At 69.0% G+C, this 17,555-nt stretch carries 18 protein-coding genes; 11 read left to right on the top strand and 7 right to left on the bottom strand.

The window, feature by feature from the left end; genetic code table 11:
- Positions 1–8 precede the first annotated feature (8 nt).
- The 3 genes from PFX98_RS05655 to PFX98_RS05665 form a co-directional block, all read right to left on the bottom strand.
- Positions 9–1,217: a type II secretion system F family protein gene (locus PFX98_RS05655; protein WP_285234196.1), complete on the bottom strand. Its 1,209-nt coding sequence runs from the start codon at positions 1,215–1,217 to the stop codon at positions 9–11.
- 23 nt (positions 1,218–1,240) lie between these two features.
- A complete protein-coding gene (gene gspG, locus PFX98_RS05660; protein WP_425334667.1) occupies positions 1,241–1,663 on the bottom strand; it encodes a type II secretion system major pseudopilin GspG in 423 nt (140 codons plus the stop codon).
- 259 nt (positions 1,664–1,922) lie between these two features.
- Positions 1,923–2,396, bottom strand: a complete 474-nt coding sequence (locus tag PFX98_RS05665; RefSeq protein ID WP_285234198.1) for a hypothetical protein — start codon at positions 2,394–2,396, stop codon at positions 1,923–1,925.
- Positions 2,397–2,599: 203 nt separating this feature from the next.
- Here PFX98_RS05665 and PFX98_RS05670 point away from each other — a divergent pair, with 203 nt between their 5' ends.
- On the top strand, positions 2,600–2,809 hold the full coding sequence (locus tag PFX98_RS05670; protein WP_285234199.1) for a hypothetical protein: 210 nt from the start codon (positions 2,600–2,602) through the stop codon (positions 2,807–2,809).
- 65 nt (positions 2,810–2,874) lie between these two features.
- Here the strand turns inward: PFX98_RS05670 and ssb are convergent, their stop codons facing one another.
- The 3 genes from ssb to PFX98_RS05685 are packed head-to-tail and all read right to left on the bottom strand — an operon-like array spanning position 2,875 to position 4,880.
- Positions 2,875–3,417 (bottom strand): single-stranded DNA-binding protein, encoded by a 543-nt coding sequence (gene ssb / locus PFX98_RS05675; RefSeq protein WP_285234200.1) that lies wholly within the window; start codon positions 3,415–3,417, stop codon positions 2,875–2,877.
- Positions 3,418–3,450: 33 nt separating this feature from the next.
- Positions 3,451–4,455: an FAD:protein FMN transferase gene (locus PFX98_RS05680; protein ID WP_285234201.1), complete on the bottom strand. Its 1,005-nt coding sequence runs from the start codon at positions 4,453–4,455 to the stop codon at positions 3,451–3,453.
- A gap of 17 nt (positions 4,456–4,472) precedes the next feature.
- Positions 4,473–4,880, bottom strand: a complete 408-nt coding sequence (locus tag PFX98_RS05685) for a c-type cytochrome (protein WP_285234202.1) — start codon at positions 4,878–4,880, stop codon at positions 4,473–4,475.
- Between the two features lie 197 nt (positions 4,881–5,077).
- Here PFX98_RS05685 and nosZ point away from each other — a divergent pair, with 197 nt between their 5' ends.
- The 10 genes from nosZ (at position 5,078) to PFX98_RS05735 (ending at position 16,491) form a co-directional block, all read left to right on the top strand.
- Entirely contained in the window at positions 5,078–7,015 is a 1,938-nt protein-coding gene (nosZ, locus tag PFX98_RS05690; protein WP_285234203.1) for a TAT-dependent nitrous-oxide reductase, read from the top strand.
- A 64-nt stretch (positions 7,016–7,079) separates the two neighbouring features.
- Complete coding sequence (locus PFX98_RS05695; protein ID WP_285234204.1) at positions 7,080–9,692, top strand: NosR/NirI family protein; 2,613 nt, start codon at positions 7,080–7,082, stop codon at positions 9,690–9,692.
- On the top strand, positions 9,689–10,975 hold the full coding sequence (locus PFX98_RS05700; protein ID WP_285234206.1) for a nitrous oxide reductase family maturation protein NosD: 1,287 nt from the start codon (positions 9,689–9,691) through the stop codon (positions 10,973–10,975). The genes PFX98_RS05695 and PFX98_RS05700 overlap by 4 nt, the downstream gene beginning before the upstream one ends.
- On the top strand, positions 10,950–11,891 hold the full coding sequence (locus PFX98_RS05705) for an ABC transporter ATP-binding protein (RefSeq protein WP_285234207.1): 942 nt from the start codon (positions 10,950–10,952) through the stop codon (positions 11,889–11,891). Before PFX98_RS05700 ends, PFX98_RS05705 begins: the two co-directional genes overlap by 26 nt.
- Positions 11,888–12,709: an ABC transporter permease gene (locus PFX98_RS05710; RefSeq protein WP_285234208.1), complete on the top strand. Its 822-nt coding sequence runs from the start codon at positions 11,888–11,890 to the stop codon at positions 12,707–12,709. Before PFX98_RS05705 ends, PFX98_RS05710 begins: the two co-directional genes overlap by 4 nt.
- Positions 12,706–13,239, top strand: coding sequence for a nitrous oxide reductase accessory protein NosL (locus tag PFX98_RS05715; protein ID WP_425334668.1), 534 nt, complete (start codon positions 12,706–12,708; stop codon positions 13,237–13,239). The genes PFX98_RS05710 and PFX98_RS05715 overlap by 4 nt, the downstream gene beginning before the upstream one ends.
- 4 nt (positions 13,240–13,243) lie before the next feature.
- Positions 13,244–13,834 carry a nitrous oxide reductase accessory protein NosL gene (locus PFX98_RS05720; protein ID WP_285234209.1) on the top strand — a complete coding sequence of 197 codons (591 nt, stop codon included), beginning with the start codon at positions 13,244–13,246 and terminating at the stop codon, positions 13,832–13,834.
- Between the two features lie 46 nt (positions 13,835–13,880).
- Entirely contained in the window at positions 13,881–14,999 is a 1,119-nt protein-coding gene (locus PFX98_RS05725) for a sensor histidine kinase (RefSeq protein ID WP_285234210.1), read from the top strand.
- Positions 14,996–15,784 carry a LytR/AlgR family response regulator transcription factor gene (locus PFX98_RS05730; RefSeq protein WP_285234212.1) on the top strand — a complete coding sequence of 263 codons (789 nt, stop codon included), beginning with the start codon at positions 14,996–14,998 and terminating at the stop codon, positions 15,782–15,784. Before PFX98_RS05725 ends, PFX98_RS05730 begins: the two co-directional genes overlap by 4 nt.
- Positions 15,781–16,491 carry a head GIN domain-containing protein gene (locus PFX98_RS05735; RefSeq protein WP_285234214.1) on the top strand — a complete coding sequence of 237 codons (711 nt, stop codon included), beginning with the start codon at positions 15,781–15,783 and terminating at the stop codon, positions 16,489–16,491. The genes PFX98_RS05730 and PFX98_RS05735 overlap by 4 nt, the downstream gene beginning before the upstream one ends.
- 13 nt (positions 16,492–16,504) lie before the next feature.
- Here PFX98_RS05735 and PFX98_RS05740 read toward each other — a convergent pair whose 3' ends face one another.
- Complete coding sequence (locus tag PFX98_RS05740) at positions 16,505–17,527, bottom strand: GGDEF domain-containing protein (RefSeq protein WP_425334669.1); 1,023 nt, start codon at positions 17,525–17,527, stop codon at positions 16,505–16,507.
- Positions 17,528–17,555 lie beyond the last annotated feature (28 nt).

Raw genomic sequence — 17,555 nt, forward strand, 5'->3', positions numbered from 1 at the left:
ATCGCCACTCATTGGACTTGCTCGACCAATTGGAAAATAGGCAGGTACATCAGCACGATGATGCCGCCGATCAGCACGCCCATCACCAACATCAGCGCCGGGTTGATGGCGCGCGTCAGCAGCTCGGTGAGGCGCACTGCCTCTTCGTCGTGAAAGGCCGCGGCGCGCTCCAGCATCGCCGCCAGCTCGCCGCTGCGCTCGCCCACCCGCACCATGCGGCGCGCCACCGGCGTGGCCAGATCATGGGCCTCCAGTGCGTCCGAGAAACGCTCGCCGCGCGCGATCTGCTCGGCCGCCGCCGCCACCGCGGGCCGCCAGGGCAGGGCCACCACGTCCTGCACGATGCGCAGCGCCGGCAGCACCGGCACGCCCGAGGCCAGCAGCATGCCCATGCTGCGGTACAGCCGCGCCAGCGCCAGCACGCGCAGGCGCGGGCCCAGGCCGGGGAAGGTCCAGAGGCTGGCCTGCACGCGCTCGCGCAGCGGGCGATGCCGCAACACCGCCACCGCCAGCAGGGCAAGACCCGACACCGCACCCAGCACCAGCCAGGGATGCGCGCCAGCGGTCTGACCAAAGCCGATGAGCAGGCGCGAGCCCCAGGGCAGCTCGTTGCCGAGGCCATCGAGGATGCCGGCAAAGCGCGGCAGCACGAACAGCAGCAGGAACATGATGACCGCCGAGCCCACCACCAGCAGCATGGCCGGGTAGACGCAGGCGGCGATCAGGCGCGAACGCAGGCTCTCCACCCAGGCCAGGTAGCGCGCATGCTGGGCCAGGGCCACGGCCAGCTGGCCGGTCTTTTCATTCGCCGCCACGATGGCGCAGATCAGCTCGTCGAAGGCCTCGGGATGCTGGCGCAGCGCCGCCGAGAGCGGCTGGCCCTGCTGCACCGCCTCGGCCACGCCGTCCAGCGCCTGGCGCACGCCCTCGCTGGCCTCTTTCTCGCGCAGCGTGCTCAAAGCCTCCAGCAGGCTGATGCCGGCGTCCAGCAGCACCGCCAGCTCCTGGCTGAAGAGCTGCAGCGGAAAGCGGGCATTGCGCCTGAAGCCGCCGCGGCGCGCCGCGCGCGTGGCTCCGCCCCCCAGCTCGCGCACCTCCAGCACATGCTGGGGCGGCACGCCCAGGGCCGCGGCGACGGCCTGCCGATCGGCGGCCTCGACGCGGCGCTGCATCACCCCTTGGTCGGGATGGAAGACACGGGCCTCGAAGGTGGGCATCGGCGGAAGGTGACCGGCGTTGATTACCAGCTCACCAGATCGGCGTCTTCGCCCTCACCGCCGGGGCGGCCGTCGCGGCCGAAGGAAAGCAGGTCGTATTCGCCATGCTCGCCCGGGGCGCGGTATTGATACTCGTTGTGCCAGGGGTCCTTGGGGACGGCCTTGCTGAGGTAGGGGCCGGCCCAGCGCGGCTCGTCGGCGGGCTTCACCACCAGGGCCTGCAGGCCCTGCTCGGTGCTGGGGTAATGGCCCAGGTCGATGCGGTACTGGTCCAGCGATTTCTGCAACGCATCGATCTGCGCCTTGGCCGCCTTGACCTCGGACTTGCCGATCTGGCCAAAGAACTTGGGGCCCACATAGCCCGCCAGCAGGCCGATGATGACCATCACCACCAGCAGCTCCAGCAGGGTGAAGCCCCGGTGCTGGCTCTTCTTCACGTACGACAACAACGAAATCGGCGGCATGGTCAGCTCGGCATCCCTATGGTTTCTTCTCAGCGCTGAGCCCAGTCTACAGACCCTCACCAGCGTTCACTCGGCCCGGCACTATGGCATCGGGCGCATGACACATCAATCGGGGCATCACCGGGCCCTCATGTGCGGGTCAGCGGGTGGAAACCCTAGCGACAAAAAAGAAACCCGCAAGCGGCCCGGGCGGGCCCTCTTGCGGGCGGGCTGCGGGCCCACGGGGCCCGCCGCGCTGGCATCACATCCAGTGGTCGAATTCCTGCAGCGCGCGGATGCGGCGCTCGGTGGCCAGGAAACGTGCGGCGCCGGCCTGGCCGATGGCCTTGACGATGCGCGGGTGGTACTTGCGGTAGACCTTGAACTCGGCGTCTTCCACGGCCAGGTACTCCTTGACGAAGTACTTGGACTGGGCGTCGGTGGGCTTGTCGCCAAAACCGATGAACTCCACCGACAGGCGGGTGGATTGGCGGCTCAGGTTGGCGAGATCGGCGGCGTAGGCGTCGTAGACCTTGGCAAAGGCCTTGGCCTGGGCTTCGTCCAGCGCCAGCGACTTCAGCACATAGGCCTTGCGGTCGGTGCGCAGTTGCTCGCGCACGGTCTGCACGGCGGCGGCATCCGGGCCCGTCGGGCCGGCGGCCATGGCGGGGGCCAGCAGGCCCATGCTGAGGGTCAGGGCGAGGCCAGCGGACAGCGCGGCAAATTTGTTCTTCATAGGGGTAGCTCCTTGAGATTCTTCCTCGCGCGGCCGGAAAGATGGACGGACGGACCGCGCAATTCGGGGCGATTCTAGGGTCAGGCCGCGATCGGGCAATGGGTGCTTTCACGCGCCGCCGCCATCCGGCCGGGCATGGCCTGTGGCATCCGGCCGCCCACCGCGCAGAATCGACGCACTTCATCCCCGCCCGGAGCCCCGCCATGAACGCCTTGCTGACCCTGACCGGCTGGCTCATCCTGCTGGTGCTGTGCTGGCCCCTGGCCTTGCTGGCGCTGCTGTTGTGGCCCCTGGTCTGGCTGATCTCGCTGCCCTTCCGGCTGATAGGCATCGGCTTCGAGGCCGTGTTCGCCTTGATACGCGCGCTGCTGTTCCTGCCGGCACGGGTGCTGGGCGGACGGCCCAGGAACTAAGCCAAGAAAAAAGCCCAGGGCCCTGGACGGGCGCTGGGCTGGCTGGCCGAAGCAGGCAGACGGGGTCAGAACGGGATGTCGTCGTCCATGTCGTCAAAGCCGGTCGAGGGCTTGGGGGCCGGTGCCGGGCGCGGCGCCGGGGCACGGGCGGCCGGGGCGCGCGACTCGCGGGCTTCGCCGCCGCTACCCATCTCGCCACCACGCTCGGCGCCACCGCGGGCCTGGCGGCTGTAGCCACCACCACCGCCGCCACCACCTTCGTCGCCGCCGCCCTCACGGCCGCCCAGCAGCTGCATCTGGTCGGCAATGATTTCGGTGGTGTACTGGTCCTTGCCTTCCTTGTCCTGCCACTTGCGGGTGCGCAGGCGGCCTTCCACATAGAGCGGACGGCCCTTCTTGCAGTACTCGCCGACGATCTCGGCCAGCTTGTCGTTGAAGACGACGCGGTGCCATTCGGTCTCTTCCTGGCGCTCGCCGCTCTCGCGGCTCTTCCAGGTGCGGGTGGTGGCCAGGCTGATGGTGCAGAAGGCCACGCCGCTGGGGTTGTAGCGCAACTCAGGATCGCGACCCAGGTTGCCGATGAGGATGACTTTGTTGACCGAGGCCATGATGAATGCGCTCCGCTGGCGAGAAAGGGCAGATTATGCCGCCCCGAGCCGCCGCGCCATACCGGCGGACTGCCACAGGCCGCCATCGCGCCCGGCGATCAGGGCATCGACCTCGGGCGTCTGCGCCAGCCAGCGGCGCCCGGCCTCGGCGCCCGCCACCATGATGGCGGCACCCAGGCCGTTGATCGCTTCCAGGCGCCGCGCCACCAGCACCACGCCATGCGGGCCCTGGCTGGGCTGGCCGCTCTGCGGATCGAGGATGTGGTGATAGCGGCGGCCGGCGCGCTCGAAGCAGCGCTCGTAATCGCCCGAGGCGGCCACCCAACCCTCGCTGAGGGCCAGCGTGCCCAGCAGCTGCGCCGGCGCGCGCGGGTCGCGCAGGCCGATGCGCCAATCGCGCCCCTGCAGCTGGCCCCGCACCAGCACATCGCCGCCGCCATTGAGCATGGCGTGCTCGATGCCATGTCGACGCAGGGTCTGCATGCCGGCCGCCAGGATGGGCAGCTTGGCGATGCCGCCCAGGTCCAGGCGCATGCCGGGGCGGCGCAGGCGCGCCGTCATGGCGCGCTCGTCCAGCAGCAGGTCGCGGTGGTCCACCAGGGGCAGCTCGCGCGCCAGTTGCGCGGGCGTGGGCATGGCGGGCCGGGCCGGGTCGAAGTTCCATTCGGCGAGCGCGCCGATGGTGGGGTCGAAGGCACCGCCGCTGCGCCGCGCCATCGCCTTGGCCATCTGCAGCACCGCGAACATCTCGGCCGGCACCGCCACCTCGTCTTGGCCGGCAGCGCGCTGCAGCGCCGCCACCAGGCTGGCCGCGCGGTAGCGGCTCATCATGCCGGCCAGGCGCTCCATCTCGGCAAAAGCGGCCTGCAGGGCCAACCGGCGCTGCTCGGCATCCGCCGCCTGCACGGTGATGTCCAGCTGCGTGCCCATCAGCGGCCGCGAGGCGCGCTGCACCTGCGGGTCGGCCAGGGCCGGGCGCAGATAGAGCGCGGTGGCCAGCAACGGCAGGGCGGCGCCAAACGCACGTCGGCTCAGCATCGTTGAAGCCTGCCCGTTCAGCGCGACTGCGCCACCATGTAGTCGACGGCCGCCTTGACTTCCTCGTCCTTCAGCGCCGCGCCACCGCCGCGTGCCGGCATCATGCCCTTGGCGCCGGTGAAGCCCTCCAGCGCATGCTTGTAAAGCGTTTCCTCGCCCTGGGCGATGCGCGGGCCCCAGTCGGCCTTGTCGCCGGGCTTGGGGGCGCCGGCCACGCCGGCCGCATGGCACATCGCGCAGACCTTGCCGAAGGTGGATTTGCCAACCGCGTTCTCGGCCGGGGCCGCTGCCACCGAGGCGGCGGCCGTGGGCGCGGCAGGCGCAGCCGTGGGAGCCGCTGACTCTTGCTGCTTGCCGCAGGCGGCGAGGCCGGCCAGGGCGAGGGCCATCACGGCGGTTCTGAAAACAAAGCTCTTCTTGCTCATCGCACTCATCCTCCCAGCGGGCAGGTTCCACATCGAAACAGGCGCGATTCTGATCAGTCCGGGCGCGCGGCGCCAGTGATTTGTTATATCCAAGATACAGATTCTGCGCTTATCTGCTTTTCTTGAACTGGTTCAAGGTGCGAGCGAGGGCTTGTGAAGACGATGCGCTGGACTTTTCGACCCTACAAGGCCAGCACATGAAAGACGAACAAACCACCGTTTCCAACGAGCAGCCCGCCATCCTGGGCCGCCGCCGCTTCATCAACACCGCGGCCCTCACCGGCCTGACCCTGGGCGTTGCCGCCTGTGCCGACAAGAAGGGCGACGCCGCCCCGGCCGCGGCCAGCGGCCCCGCCACCACCGCCCAGCATGGCGCCGGCGGTGCCAACGCCACCCACCTGAAGCCGGGCGAGCTGGACAGCTACTACGGCCTGTGGAGCGGCGGCCATACCGGCGACGTGCGCGTGCTGGGCCTGCCCTCGGGCCGCGAGCTGCTGCGCATTCCCTGCTTCAACCCCGACGCCCTGGTGGGCTGGGGCATCACCAACGAATCCAAGAAGGTGATGGGCACCAAGGCCGACGGCAGCCTGCGCTACACCGTGGCCGACACCCACCACGTGCACGCCTCCTACAAGGACGGCAACTACGACGGCCGCTACGCCTGGGTGAACGACAAGATCAACAGCCGCATCGCGCGCATCCGGCTCGACTACTTCGTCTGCGACAAGATCACCGAGCTGCCCAATGTGCAGGGCTTCCACGGCATCTTCCCGGACAAGGCCGACCCGGTCGATCCGAAGATCAACTACACCACGCGCGTGTTCTGCGGCGCGGAGTTCTCCATCCCCCTGCCCAACACGGTGGGCACCGAGGACGGCACGAAGTACCACTCGCTGTTCACCTGCGTGGACGCCGAGAGCATGGACGTGCGCTGGCAGGTGCTGATTGACGGCAACTGCGACCTCACCGCCACCTCGTACGACGGCAAGCTCGCCGCCACCAACCAGTACAACACCGAGATGGGTGTGAAGTACGAGGACATGATGTCGGCCGAACGCGACGCCTGCCTGTTCTTCAACATCGCCCGCATCGAGGAGGCCGTCAAGGCCGGCAAGTTCAAGACCTATGGCGACTCCAAGGTGCCGGTGGTGGACGGCCGCCTGGAATCCAACAAGGATCCCAAGACCGCGCTGACCGCCTATGTGAGCGTCCCCAAGAACCCGCACGGCGTGAACGCCAGCCCCGACACCAAGTACTTCATCTGCGCCGGCAAGCTCTCGCCCACCGCCACGGTGATCGAACTGGCCAAGGTGCTGGACTACTTCGACGGCAAGCTGGAATCGCCCGACAAGGCCATCGTCGCCGAGGTCGAGCTGGGCCTGGGCCCCTTGCACACCGCCTTCGACGGCCGCGGCAATGCCTTCACCACGCTGTTCCTGGACAGCCAGGTGGTGAAGTGGAACGTCGAGGCCGCGATCAAGTTCCACGCCGGCGACAAGAGCGCCAAGTACGTGGTGGACCGCATCGACGTGCAGTACCAGCCGGGCCACCTGAACGCCAGCCAGTCCGAGACGCGCGCCGCCGACGGCAAGTACCTGGCGGTGGGCTGCAAGTTCTCCAAGGACCGCTTCCTGCCCGTCGGCCCGCTGCACGCCGAGAACGAGCAGCTGATCGACATCTCGGGCGAGAAGATGGTGCTGCTGGCCGACCACCCGGTGCGCGGCGAACCGCATGACTTCATCATCTTCAAGCGCGATCTGGTCAAGCCCAAGCAGGTCTACGCGCTGGAGGACTTCCCGCTGGCGGTGAAGGACCCGAAGGAATCGGGCGTGACGCGCAATGGCAAGAAGGTCACCGTCAAGCTGACCTCGCAGGCCCCGGCCTTCAGCATGCGCGAGTTCAAGCTCAAGAAGGGCGACGAGGTCACGCTGATCCTCACCAACCTCGACAAGGTGGAGGATCTGACGCACGGCTTCGCCATCCCCAAGTACAACGTCAACTTCATCGTCAACCCGCTGGAGACGGCCTCGGTCACCTTCGTGGCCGACAAGCCGGGCGTGTTCTGGTGCTACTGCACCCACTTCTGCCACGCGCTGCACCTCGAGATGCGCACGCGCATGATCGTCGAGGCTTGAACGAGTAGATGAGGAAGGCAGGGTCGCGGGTCTCGAGCCCCGCGGCCCCGCAGGGACAAGAACAATGCCGGTGTTACGACTTTTCGCGGCCTTCGTGGCCGCGCTTTTTCTTGCGGCGCTGCCCTTGCAGGCCGGCGCCCAGGCCTATGAGGCGCACCTGAGCCCCGAGCTGGCCACCGCCGCCGATCTGTGCGCGCTGGTGCCCTGCCGCGAGGTCTTCCCCGGCGCCACCGGCTTCTCGCCGCGCATGGGCCAGCCGCCCTATGTGGAGGCCTATGGCGAGGCCGATCCGCAGCAGCCCGGCAAGCGCAAGCTGCTGGGCTATGTGATGCTGTCCACCGACATCACAGACACCCCCGCCTATTCCGGCAAGCCGGTGGTGACGCTGATCGGCATGGACGTGAAGGGTCGCTATGTGGGCGTGAAGGTGCTCAAGCATTCCGAGCCCATCCTGCTGCTGGGCATCCCCGAGCAGGCCCTGATCAATTTCAACAAGCAGTACCTGGGCAAGTCGGTCACCGACCTGATCGAGGTAGGCCCTTCGCGCCCCGAGGAGAACGTGCTGGGCGTGGACGCGATCTCGGGCGCCACCGTCACCGTGGTGGCGCAGAACCAGGTGATGCAGCTCTCCGGCAGCGCGGTGGCGCGCCAGGTGGGCATCATTGCCCCCACGAAACGCGACGCGGCGCGCTATGCGGCGAGCGGCAGGAACAACTACAGCTGGGCCGAGCTGGTGCAGCTGGGCGCCGTGCAGCAGCTGCGCGTCAAGCCCGAGCAGGTCGGGCTGGAGCGCGGCGCCGAGCCCTTCATCGAACTCTGGTTCGGCGACCTGAACCACCCCGAGCTGGGCGCCAGCCTGCTGGGCGAGCGCGGCTTCGCGAATCTGCGCAGCCGCCTGAAAGAGGGCGACCATGCCTTCTTCGTGATCCGCAGCGCCGGCGCCGAATCCTTCAAGGGCTCGGGCTTTGTGCGCGGCGGCATCTACGACCGCGTGCAGCTCAAGCAGGGCGCCGATGCCTTCACCTTCCGCGACCTCGACTACCTGAATCTCTACGGCATCGAGGCCGCCGGTGCGCCGGGCTACAGCGAATCGGCCATCTTCATCGTGCGCGCCGGGGCCTTCTCGGCCGCCTATCCCTGGAAGCTGGCCTTCCTGGGCAACCGCGTGGACCGCGCCACCGGCCACCGCAGCTTCGCGGTGTTCGAGTCCAAGTACTGGCTGCCGGCGGCGCTGCTGGAGGGCGGCCGCCCGGTGGTGCAGGAGCCCGACGCACCCTGGGTGCGCATCTGGAAGACGCGCGCGCTGGAGATCGGCCTCTTCATCGCCCTGCTGCTGGGCGTGAGCATCGTCTACGCGCTGCGCGAGCGCCTCACGCGCGCGTCCACGCACAAGAACAAATGGCCGGTGAACGCCTTCAAGTACAGCGCCTGGGCGCTGTCGATCGCCTTCGTCGGCTTTGGCGTGATGGCCCAGCCCTCCATCACCCAGGTGCTGACCTGGTTCCATGCCCTGCTGTTCCAGTGGACCTGGTCGCTGTTCCTCTCCGACCCCTTCGTCTTCATCTTCTGGATCTTCATCATCGTCACCGTGTTCCTGTTCGGACGCGGCCTGTTCTGCGGCTGGATGTGCCCCTTCGGTTCGCTCTCCGAGGCGATCTACAAGTTCGGCCGCAAGCTCGGCATGAAGCGCTGGCAGACCCAGCTGCCGCAGCCCCTGCACGACAAGCTCAAGTGGCTGAAGTACGGCATCTTCTTCGGCCTGCTGGCGGTCTCGATGTTCTCGATGACGCAGGCCGAGATGCTGGCCGAGGTGGAGCCCTTCAAGACCACCTTCCTGGTCGGCATCACCCACCGCGCCTGGCCCTACGGCCTATTCGTGGCCCTGCTGCTGGGCATCTCGCTCTTCATCGAGCGGCCCTATTGCAAATACATCTGCCCGCTCGGCGCGGCCCTGGCCATGCCCAGCACCTTCCGCTGGTTCGGCCTGCGGCGCAAGCAGGACTGCAACAGCTGCAAGGCCTGCGCCGTGGGCTGCGGCGCCCAGGCCATCGACGCGGCCGGCCGCATCGACCACCGCGAATGCCTGCATTGCCTGGACTGCATGGTGCTCTACACCGACACCCACGGCTGCCCGCCGCTGGCCAAGGAGCGCAAGCGGCGCGAGCGCGACGGCCTCTTGATCACCCCCATCGGCCAGGACGGCTACTTCATCCCGATCCAGCCGGTGGCCATGTCCGAAAAAGTGGCCAATGGTCCGGACCCGCGCATGCCCACCGACCCGGCCGCGCCCTATCACCGGGCCGGCGAGTCGCGCCTGACCTGGCTGCTGATGGAGCTGCGCGACCACCTCTTCCCCTGGAGCCGCGCGGGCTGGCGTTCGCAACGCGCGCTGCAGATCGCCGGCTTCTCGCTGGCCGTGGCGGCCAGCCTGGCCTGGCTGCTGGCCGCCAGCGGCCGGCTCTCCTCGGCCGCCATCATCGGCTGGTGGTTTGGCTGGAGCGTCTACGAGGTGCTGATACGCATGAGCGGCCGCCGCTATGTGAAGGACGGCCCCTGGTGGCGCGCCAACTACCGCGTGGCCGGCTGGATGGACATGGCGAGCTATGTGGGTTTCAAGAACCTGCTGATCGGTGCCACCCTGTTCCTGACGCTGAAGTCGCTGGGGATGCTGGGATGAGATGGTGGGCCTGCCTCTTGATGGCGGTGCTGCTGGGGTCAGCCCAGGCCGCCACCCTGCGCGTGCAGCCGGGCGAATCGGTGCAGGCCGCGATCGCGCGCGCCGCGCCCGGCAATGTGATCGAGATCGAACGCGGCCGCTATGCCGAGAACCTGCTGGTGGACAAGCCGCTGACCCTGCGCGGCCTGAATCGTGGTGAGGGGCGCCCCACCATCAGCGGCGGCATGAAGGGCGACACCATCCGCGTCACCGCGCCCGACGTCGTGATCGAGGGCCTGCTGGTGCGCGACTCGGGCGACAGCCTGAAGGAGCAGAACGCCGGCATCTACATCCGCCCCGGTGCGCACCGCGCCGTGGTGCGGCATTGCGAGCTCAGCTACAACCTGTTCGGGCTCTGGATCGAGAAGGCCAACGAGGTGCTGATCGAGGCCAACGTCATCACCGGCAAGCGCGAGTACAACAGCTCGCAGCGCGGCAACGGCATCCAGCTCTACAACACCGAGGGCGCGCGCATCCTCGCCAACCACATCGGCTTCGTGCGCGACGCGCTCTATGTGGACGTTTCGCACCATGCGGTGTTCAAGGGCAACCGCCTGCACCACAGCCGCTACGGCACGCATTACATGAACTCCTACTACAACCTGTGGGAGGACAACGACAGCTACCAGAACCGCGGCGGCCTGGCGTTGATGGAGGCGCGCAACCAGATCGTTCGCCACAACCGCACCTGGGGCAACAGCGACCACGGCATCATGCTGCGCACCCTGCAGGACTCGGTGGTGGAAGACAACGTCATCGCCGGCAATGCGCGCGGCTTCTTCATCTACGACGTCGAGTACGTCACCCTGCGCGGCAACCTGGTGGTGGACAACCAGGTGGGCGTGCACCTGGCCGCCGGCTCCACGCGCAATGTGGTGGAGGGCAATGACTTCGTCGCCAACCGCGAGCAGGTGCGCTATGTGGGCGCACGCGACGAGCGCTGGGGCGGCCGCCCCGGCGAGAAGGACAAGGGCAACCACTGGAGCAACTACCTGGGCTGGGACCGCGATGGCGACGGCATCGGCGACCTGCCCTACGAGGCCAACGACATGGTGGACCGCCTGCAATGGCGCCACCCCGAGATGAAGCTGCTGCTGGGCAGCCCCGCGGTGCAGGCCCTGCGCCTGGTGGGCCGGCAGTTCCCGGTGCTGCGCGTGCCCAGCGTGGTGGACGACGCGCCCCGCATGGCCCCGGCCAACAAGACATGGAGCACTTGGCGTGACAAGCGATTCAACAACCATTGATGGCGACGCTGCCATCCGCCTGCGCGGCGTCAGCAAGCGCTACGGCGCGCTGACAGCGGTGGACGGCGTGGACCTCGCCGTGCCGCGCGGCCAGTTGCTGGGCCTGATCGGCCACAACGGCGCCGGCAAGAGCACCTTGTTCAAGATGATGCTGGGGCTGATCCGGCCCAGCGCCGGCCAGATCCTGGTGAACGGCAGCGATGTGGGCGGGCGCGACTTCCGCGCCGCGCGCCGCAGCATCGGCTACCTGCCCGAGAACCTGGTGCTGTACGACAACCTCACGGCGCTCGAGACCCTGCAGTTCTTCGCCAAGCTGAAGGGCGCACCCGCCGCGCAATGCGCGCCGCTGCTGGAGCAGGTGGGCCTGGCTGGTGCGGCCCAGCGCGCGGTGCGCGAGTTTTCCAAGGGCATGCGCCAGCGCCTGGGTTTTGCCCAGGCCTTGCTGGGCGCGCCGCGCGTGCTGTTCCTGGACGAGCCCACCACCGGCCTGGACCCCAGCGCGATCCGCGAGTTCTATGCGGTGCTGAACGGCCTGCGCGCCCAGGGCGTGACCCTGGTGATCACCTCGCACATCCTGGCCGAGCTGCAGGAGCGCGTCGACCGCCTGGCCATCATGGCGAACGGCCGCGTCCAGGCCCAGGGCAGCGTGAGCGAGCTGCGCGAGCAGTTGCAGCTGCCGCTGCAGGTCTCGCTGGCCGCCGCGCCGGCCGAGCATCCGGCCCTGCGCGAGGGCCTGCGCCCGTTGGGCAGCCTGCAGTTCCGCGAGGCCGAGGGGCGCTTGAGCTTCAGCTGCCCGCGCCCGGCCAAGATGGCGCTGCTGGGCGCGCTCGCGCCGCTGGCCGCGCGCCTGCAGGACGTGCAGATCCATGAACCCACGCTGGAAGACATGTTCTTCGGCCTGCGGGAGGCCCCATGAGCCTGGAACTTCGACAAGTGCTGACGCTGGCGGGCAAGGAATTCCGCGACCGCCTGCGCAACCGCTGGGTGCTGGCGGTGGCGCTGGTGTTCACGGTGTTCTCGCTCGTCATCACCTATTTCGGTGGCGCCAGCCAGGGCCAGGTGGGGCCACGCTCGATCGAATTCACGATCGCCAGCCTGGTCAGCCTGGTGATCTATCTGGTGCCCCTGATCGCCCTGCTGCTGGGCTTCGACGCGGTGGTGGGCGAGCGCGAGCGCGGCTCGCTGGACCTGCTGCTGGCCCTGCCCATCACCCGGCTGGAGCTGCTCTTGGGCAAGTACCTGGGCCTGGCAGCGGCACTGACGCTCTCCACCCTGGCCGGCTTCGCCCTGGTGGCGGTGCTGCTGTACCAGCAGTTCAGCTGGGCCGGGCTCTACCACTACCTGGGCTTTGTGCTGAGCTCGGCGCTGCTGGGCCTGGCCTTCCTGAGCCTGGCACTGCTGCTCTCGGTGCTGGCGCGCGACCGCACGCGCGCCTCGGGCCTGGCGATCGCGCTGTGGTTCGGTTTCGTGCTGGTGTTCGACCTGCTGCTCTTGGGCCTGCTGGTGGCCAGCGGTGGCGCCTATGGTGGCGAGGCGCTGGCTTATGTGCTGCTGCTCAACCCGGCCGATCTGTACCGCATCCTGAATGTGTTTTCGCTCGACGAGGTGCGCAGCCTCTACGGCCTGGCCAGCATCGTGCCGCCCGCGCTGGCCAACCCCTGGCTGATGGGCGCGGCCATGCTGGGCTGGATCCTCGGCCCGCTGGCGCTGGCTTCCTGGAGATTCAAGGTATGACGACACCGACGATGATGATGAACCGCCGCCTGCTGCTCGCCGGCGGTGCCGCCACCTTGCTGCTGGCCGCCTGCGGCAAGCCCGCCGAGGCGCCCCTGGTGGCGGCCGAGATCGAGCCCGCGAGCACCTGCGACCTGGACGGCATGTTGCTGGCCGACTACGCGGGCCCCAAGGCGCAGATCCACTACGCCGGCGAAAGCAAGCCGACCTGGTACTGCGACACGGTGGAAATGCTCTCGGTGCTGCTCAGGCCCGAGCAGGTCAAGACGGTGCGCGCGGTGTTCACGCAAGACATGGCCCTGGCCGACTGGGAGCAACCGCGCGGCCATTGGTTCGACGCGCGCAGCGGTTTCTATGTGCATGGCAGCAAGCGCCATGGCTCGATGGGGCCCACGCTCGCCAGCTTCCGCGACGAGGCCGCCGCCAAGGCCTTCGCGGCCCAGCATGGCGGGCGGGTGCTGCGCTTCGCCGAGGTCAAGCCCGAGCTGGTGGACCTGAGCGGCGGCGCCCTGCACGACAGCCGCATGTGAGCCCATGGCGATCTCGCGTCGATCCCTGCTGACCTGGCTGGGCAGCGCCGCCAGCGCCGGCCTGCTGGGCAGCGCCGCACCGAGGGCCGAGCATGAGGCGCATGCGGGCATGGGCGAGGTCTGCTTCCAGGCCCCGCCCACGCCCTACGACCCGGCCTCGGGCCTGGGCCCGGCGGCGGCGCGCGCCCTGCCCGAGCGGGCACGCTGCCCGGTCTGCGGCATGTTCCCGGCGCGCGCCCCGGCCTGGGCCGCGCAGCTGATCTATGCCGATGGCGACGCCTACTTCTTCGATTCGCCCGACAGCCTGCTGCGCTATCTGCAGGCACCCGCGCGCTACACGCCCGGGCGCCAGGCCGGCGAGGTGCTGGCCGCCTATGTGCGCGACATGGCCAGCGGCGCCTGGCTGGCGGCGCAGGCCGCCATCTATGTGCAGGGCTCGGCGCTGCTGGGGCCGATGCGCACGCCCAATCTGCCGGCCTTTGCCGATGCCGCCGCTGCCCGGCGTTTCATCGCCGAGCGGCGTGGCGAGATGCAGACATGGGCCCGGCTGTGCCCCCAGCAATCTGGCATTTGGCGCCCCCAGGCCCGCACTTGATCTCCGCGGCCCCGCGGCGGGCCCGGCGCTTGCCTAAGATGCGCCCATGCGCTCCGGCCCCATCATTCCCTCCAAGCAGCCCGCCCTGCCGCCCGCCGGCAGCCAGCGCAAGCTCTGGCTGGGCTATACCGGGGCCTGCCTGCTGACCTGGCTGCTGTTCGTGCTGGCTGGCACCGAGTTGCAGCGCGGCACCTGGGAACTCTGGGAGGCGGTCTACCAGGCCACCACCTCGCTGTGGGCGCCGATGCTGCTGGGCGCGGCGGTCTATCCGGTGGCGGCCTGGCTGCAGCGCAAGTCCTGGCCCTCTGCGGCCCAGCTGGCCTGCCATGCGGGCGCCGCCATCGTCTTCAGCGAGGCCTGGCTGGCCGGCAATGTGCTGCTGGCCTGGGGCCTGTTCGGCCTCGAGCATGCCGAGGCCATGCTGGAGCAGAACCTGGTGTGGCGCCTGATCTGGGGCGTGCTGGTCTACGCCGCCCTGGCCACCGGTTTCGTCTCGGTGCTGAATGCCCGCCAGGCGCGCGCCAGCGCGGTGGCCGCGGCCCAGGCCGAATCGGCGCTGGCACGCGCCGAGCTGGCCGCCATCAGCGGCAAGCTGAATCCGCATTTCCTCTTCAACACCCTCAACTCGCTGATCGCGCTGACGCGCAAGGATGCCAAGGCGGCCGAGCAGGGCCTGCTGCGCTTCTCCGGCATGCTGCGCTATGTGCTGGCCAGCAAACGCGAGGCCAGCGACCGCGTGGCGCTGCAGGAGGAGATCGACTTCGTGCGCGACTACCTGGCCCTGGAGGCGCTGCGCCTGGGCCAGCGCCTGCGCGTGGAATGGCAGCTCGACACCCAGACCCTGGGCGACGACATTCCGCCGCTGACCCTGCAGCCGCTGGTTGAGAACTGCATCCTGCACGGCATCGCCCCGCGCGCCGAGGGCGGCTGCATCAGCATCAGCGCGCGCCGCGACGCCCTCACCCAGGGCCTGGCCCTGACCGTGCAGGACGACGGCGCCGGCTGCGACCCCGCCCTGCTGGAGCAGCCCCGCCCCGGCCGCGGCATCGGCCTGAGCGCATTGAAGCGCCGCTTTGCGCTGGACTTTGAGGGCCGTGCCCGGCTGCGCGTGCACACCGCGCCCGGCCAGGGCTTTCGCGTCGACCTGTGGATACCCCAGACATGAAACGTACCCGTACCCTGATCGCCGAAGACGAACCGCTAGCCGCCGAGGCCCTGGCCGCCTGGGTGGCCGAGCTGCCGCAGCTGGAGCTGGTGGCGAGCTGCAGCAGCGGCGACAGCGCGCTGGCGCAGATCCGCGCGCTCAAGCCCGAGCTGGTCTTCATGGACATCAACATGCCCGGCATGACCGGCCTGCAGGTGCTGCGCGCGCTCGCCGCCGAGCGTGCCAGCGGCAGCCTGACGGGGCCGGCACCGGCGGTGATCTTCACCACCGCCTACGACGAGCATGCGCTGGCCGCCTTCGAGCTGCATGCGCTGGACTATCTGCTCAAGCCCTATGCGCAGGAGCGTTTCCAGGAAGCCGTGGAGCACGCGCTGCAGGCGCTGGGCAGCCAGCTCCCTCAGGCTCAGCAGGCGCTGCCTGCGCTGGAGGCGCTGACGCAGGAGGACCAGGATCAGACGCCGCTGACGCGCATCCTGGTGCGCGACCAGGGCAAGATCTTCCCGCTGCAGGTGGAGGCGATCGAGTACCTGCGCTCCGACACCAAGTACACCGCGGTGGCCAGCAAGGGGCGCCAGTTCCTGGTGCGCCTGCCCATCACCAGCTTCGAGCAGCGCCTGGACGCCAGCCGCTTCATCAAGCTGCAGCGCGGCTGCATCGTCAACCTGGATTTCGTCGAGTCGATGACACCCGACGAGAGCTCGCAGCTGGTGGTGCAAATGCAGGATGGCGCCCGCTTCACCGCCAGCCGTGAGGTTTCCAAGCGCCTGCGGGAGCAATCGATATGAGCATCGCGATGCGTGGCACCCTGGTCGTCGGCGGCCTCTGCTGCTGCCTGGCGGCAGCCGCCCAGGCCAACGAGGGCAAGCTCTACACGCCCGGCCCCTTCGAGAAGATCGCCATCGGCGGCGCCGCCGATGTCAAGCTGATGCAGGGCAACGAGGACCAGGTCTTCATCGCCGGCGATGCCGATGTGCAGAAGGGCGTGCGGGTCTCGCTCGAAGACAACATCCTCACGGTGCAGAGCAGGGAGGGCTGGAAGTTCTGGACCTCCAGCCGGCTGCAGATCTCCGTCACCGCGCGCAAGCTCTCCGGCATCAGCCTGGCGGGCGCGGCCAATCTGCAGGCGCCCGGGCCGCTGGCCGCCGAGCGCCTGGTGGTGAAGCTGGCGGGCACCGGCCAGGCGCGGCTGGACGACGTGACCGCCGACAGCCTGCAGTTCAGCATGGCCGGCGCCGGCGAGGCCCAGGCCAGCGGCCGGGTGCGCGAGCTGAGCCTGCATGTGGCCGGCAAGGGCCGGCTGCAGGCCGAGAACCTGCAATGCCAGCAGGCCAATGTGACCATCAGCGGCCTCGGCAATGCCACGCTGTGGGTGCAGGAGGAGTTGCGCATCAAGATCGCCGGCGCCGGCTTCATCGACTACTGGGGCCGCCCGACCGTCAGGCCCAGCGTGGCCGGCACCTCCAGCATCAAGGGCCTGGGCGACAAGCGCTAGCGCGGATGTTTCGCTAGGCTTTCCGCCCGGCATGCTTTTGCCGGTACATGAGGCGGTCCGCCTCGGCCAGCAGCTCGGCCGCGCCGGCATGGCGCGCGGCGTCGAAGTCGGCGCAGCCCACGCTGTACTGCAGCGCATAGAGCTGCCCCGGCTGGGCATTGTGGGCCGCCACCGCGAAGGCCAGCCGGTCCAGCGCGGCGTCGCGCTCCAGATGCGCCGCATTCGTCAGCAGCACCGCGAACTCGTCGCCGCCCAGGCGCGCCACCACATCGGACTCGCGGAAGGTGCGGCGCAGCAGCGCGGCGAAATCGATCAGGGCGCGGTCGCCCTCGGCATGGCCGAACTCGTCGTTGATCTGCTTGAAGCGATCCAGGTCGAAGAACAGCAGCGAGGCCGACCGCTGCAGGCGCCGGCACATGCCCAGCGAATGCCGCGCCAGCGCCTCGAAACCGCGCCGGTTGGTGAGGCCGGTGAGCTCGTCCAGCGTGGCGATCTGCAGGATCGCCAGCTCATGCTCCACCATCAGGGCCAGGTCGCGCAGCAGGGCCTCGTCATCGGCGTCAAAGGGATGGGGCTGGGTATCGATCAGGCACAGGCTGCCCATGCGCTTGCCGTTCGGTGCGCGCAGCGGCTGGCCGGCATAGAAGTGGATGAAGGGCTCGCCGGTCACCAGCGGGTTGCCGGCAAAGCGCGCGTCTTCATGGGCATTGGGCACCAGCAGCAGCTGGTCGCTGAGGATGGCATGGCCGCAAAACGAGAGCGGGCGCGGCAGCTCGGCGAGCTCCAGGCCCTGCACGGACTTGTGCCATTGGCGCTCGGCATCGATCAGGGTGATGGCCACGATGGGCACGCCGAACAGGCGCTTGGCCAGGCGCGTGAAGCGGTCGAAACGCTCCTCGGGCGGGGTGTCGAGAATGCGCAGCGCCTGCAGCGTGGCGAGGCGCTCGGCCTCGTCGTCGGGGATGGGCGGCGGCGTGAAATCGCGCCCCGTCGGCCGACTCATTTGGGCGCGCCAGGCATCGGCTTTCTCGGTCACGCGCAATCTCCTCGACAATCGCGGGCTC

It is taken from the genome of Paucibacter sediminis (assembly GCF_030254645.1).
GTDB lineage: Bacteria > Pseudomonadota > Gammaproteobacteria > Burkholderiales > Burkholderiaceae_C > Paucibacter_B > Paucibacter_B sediminis.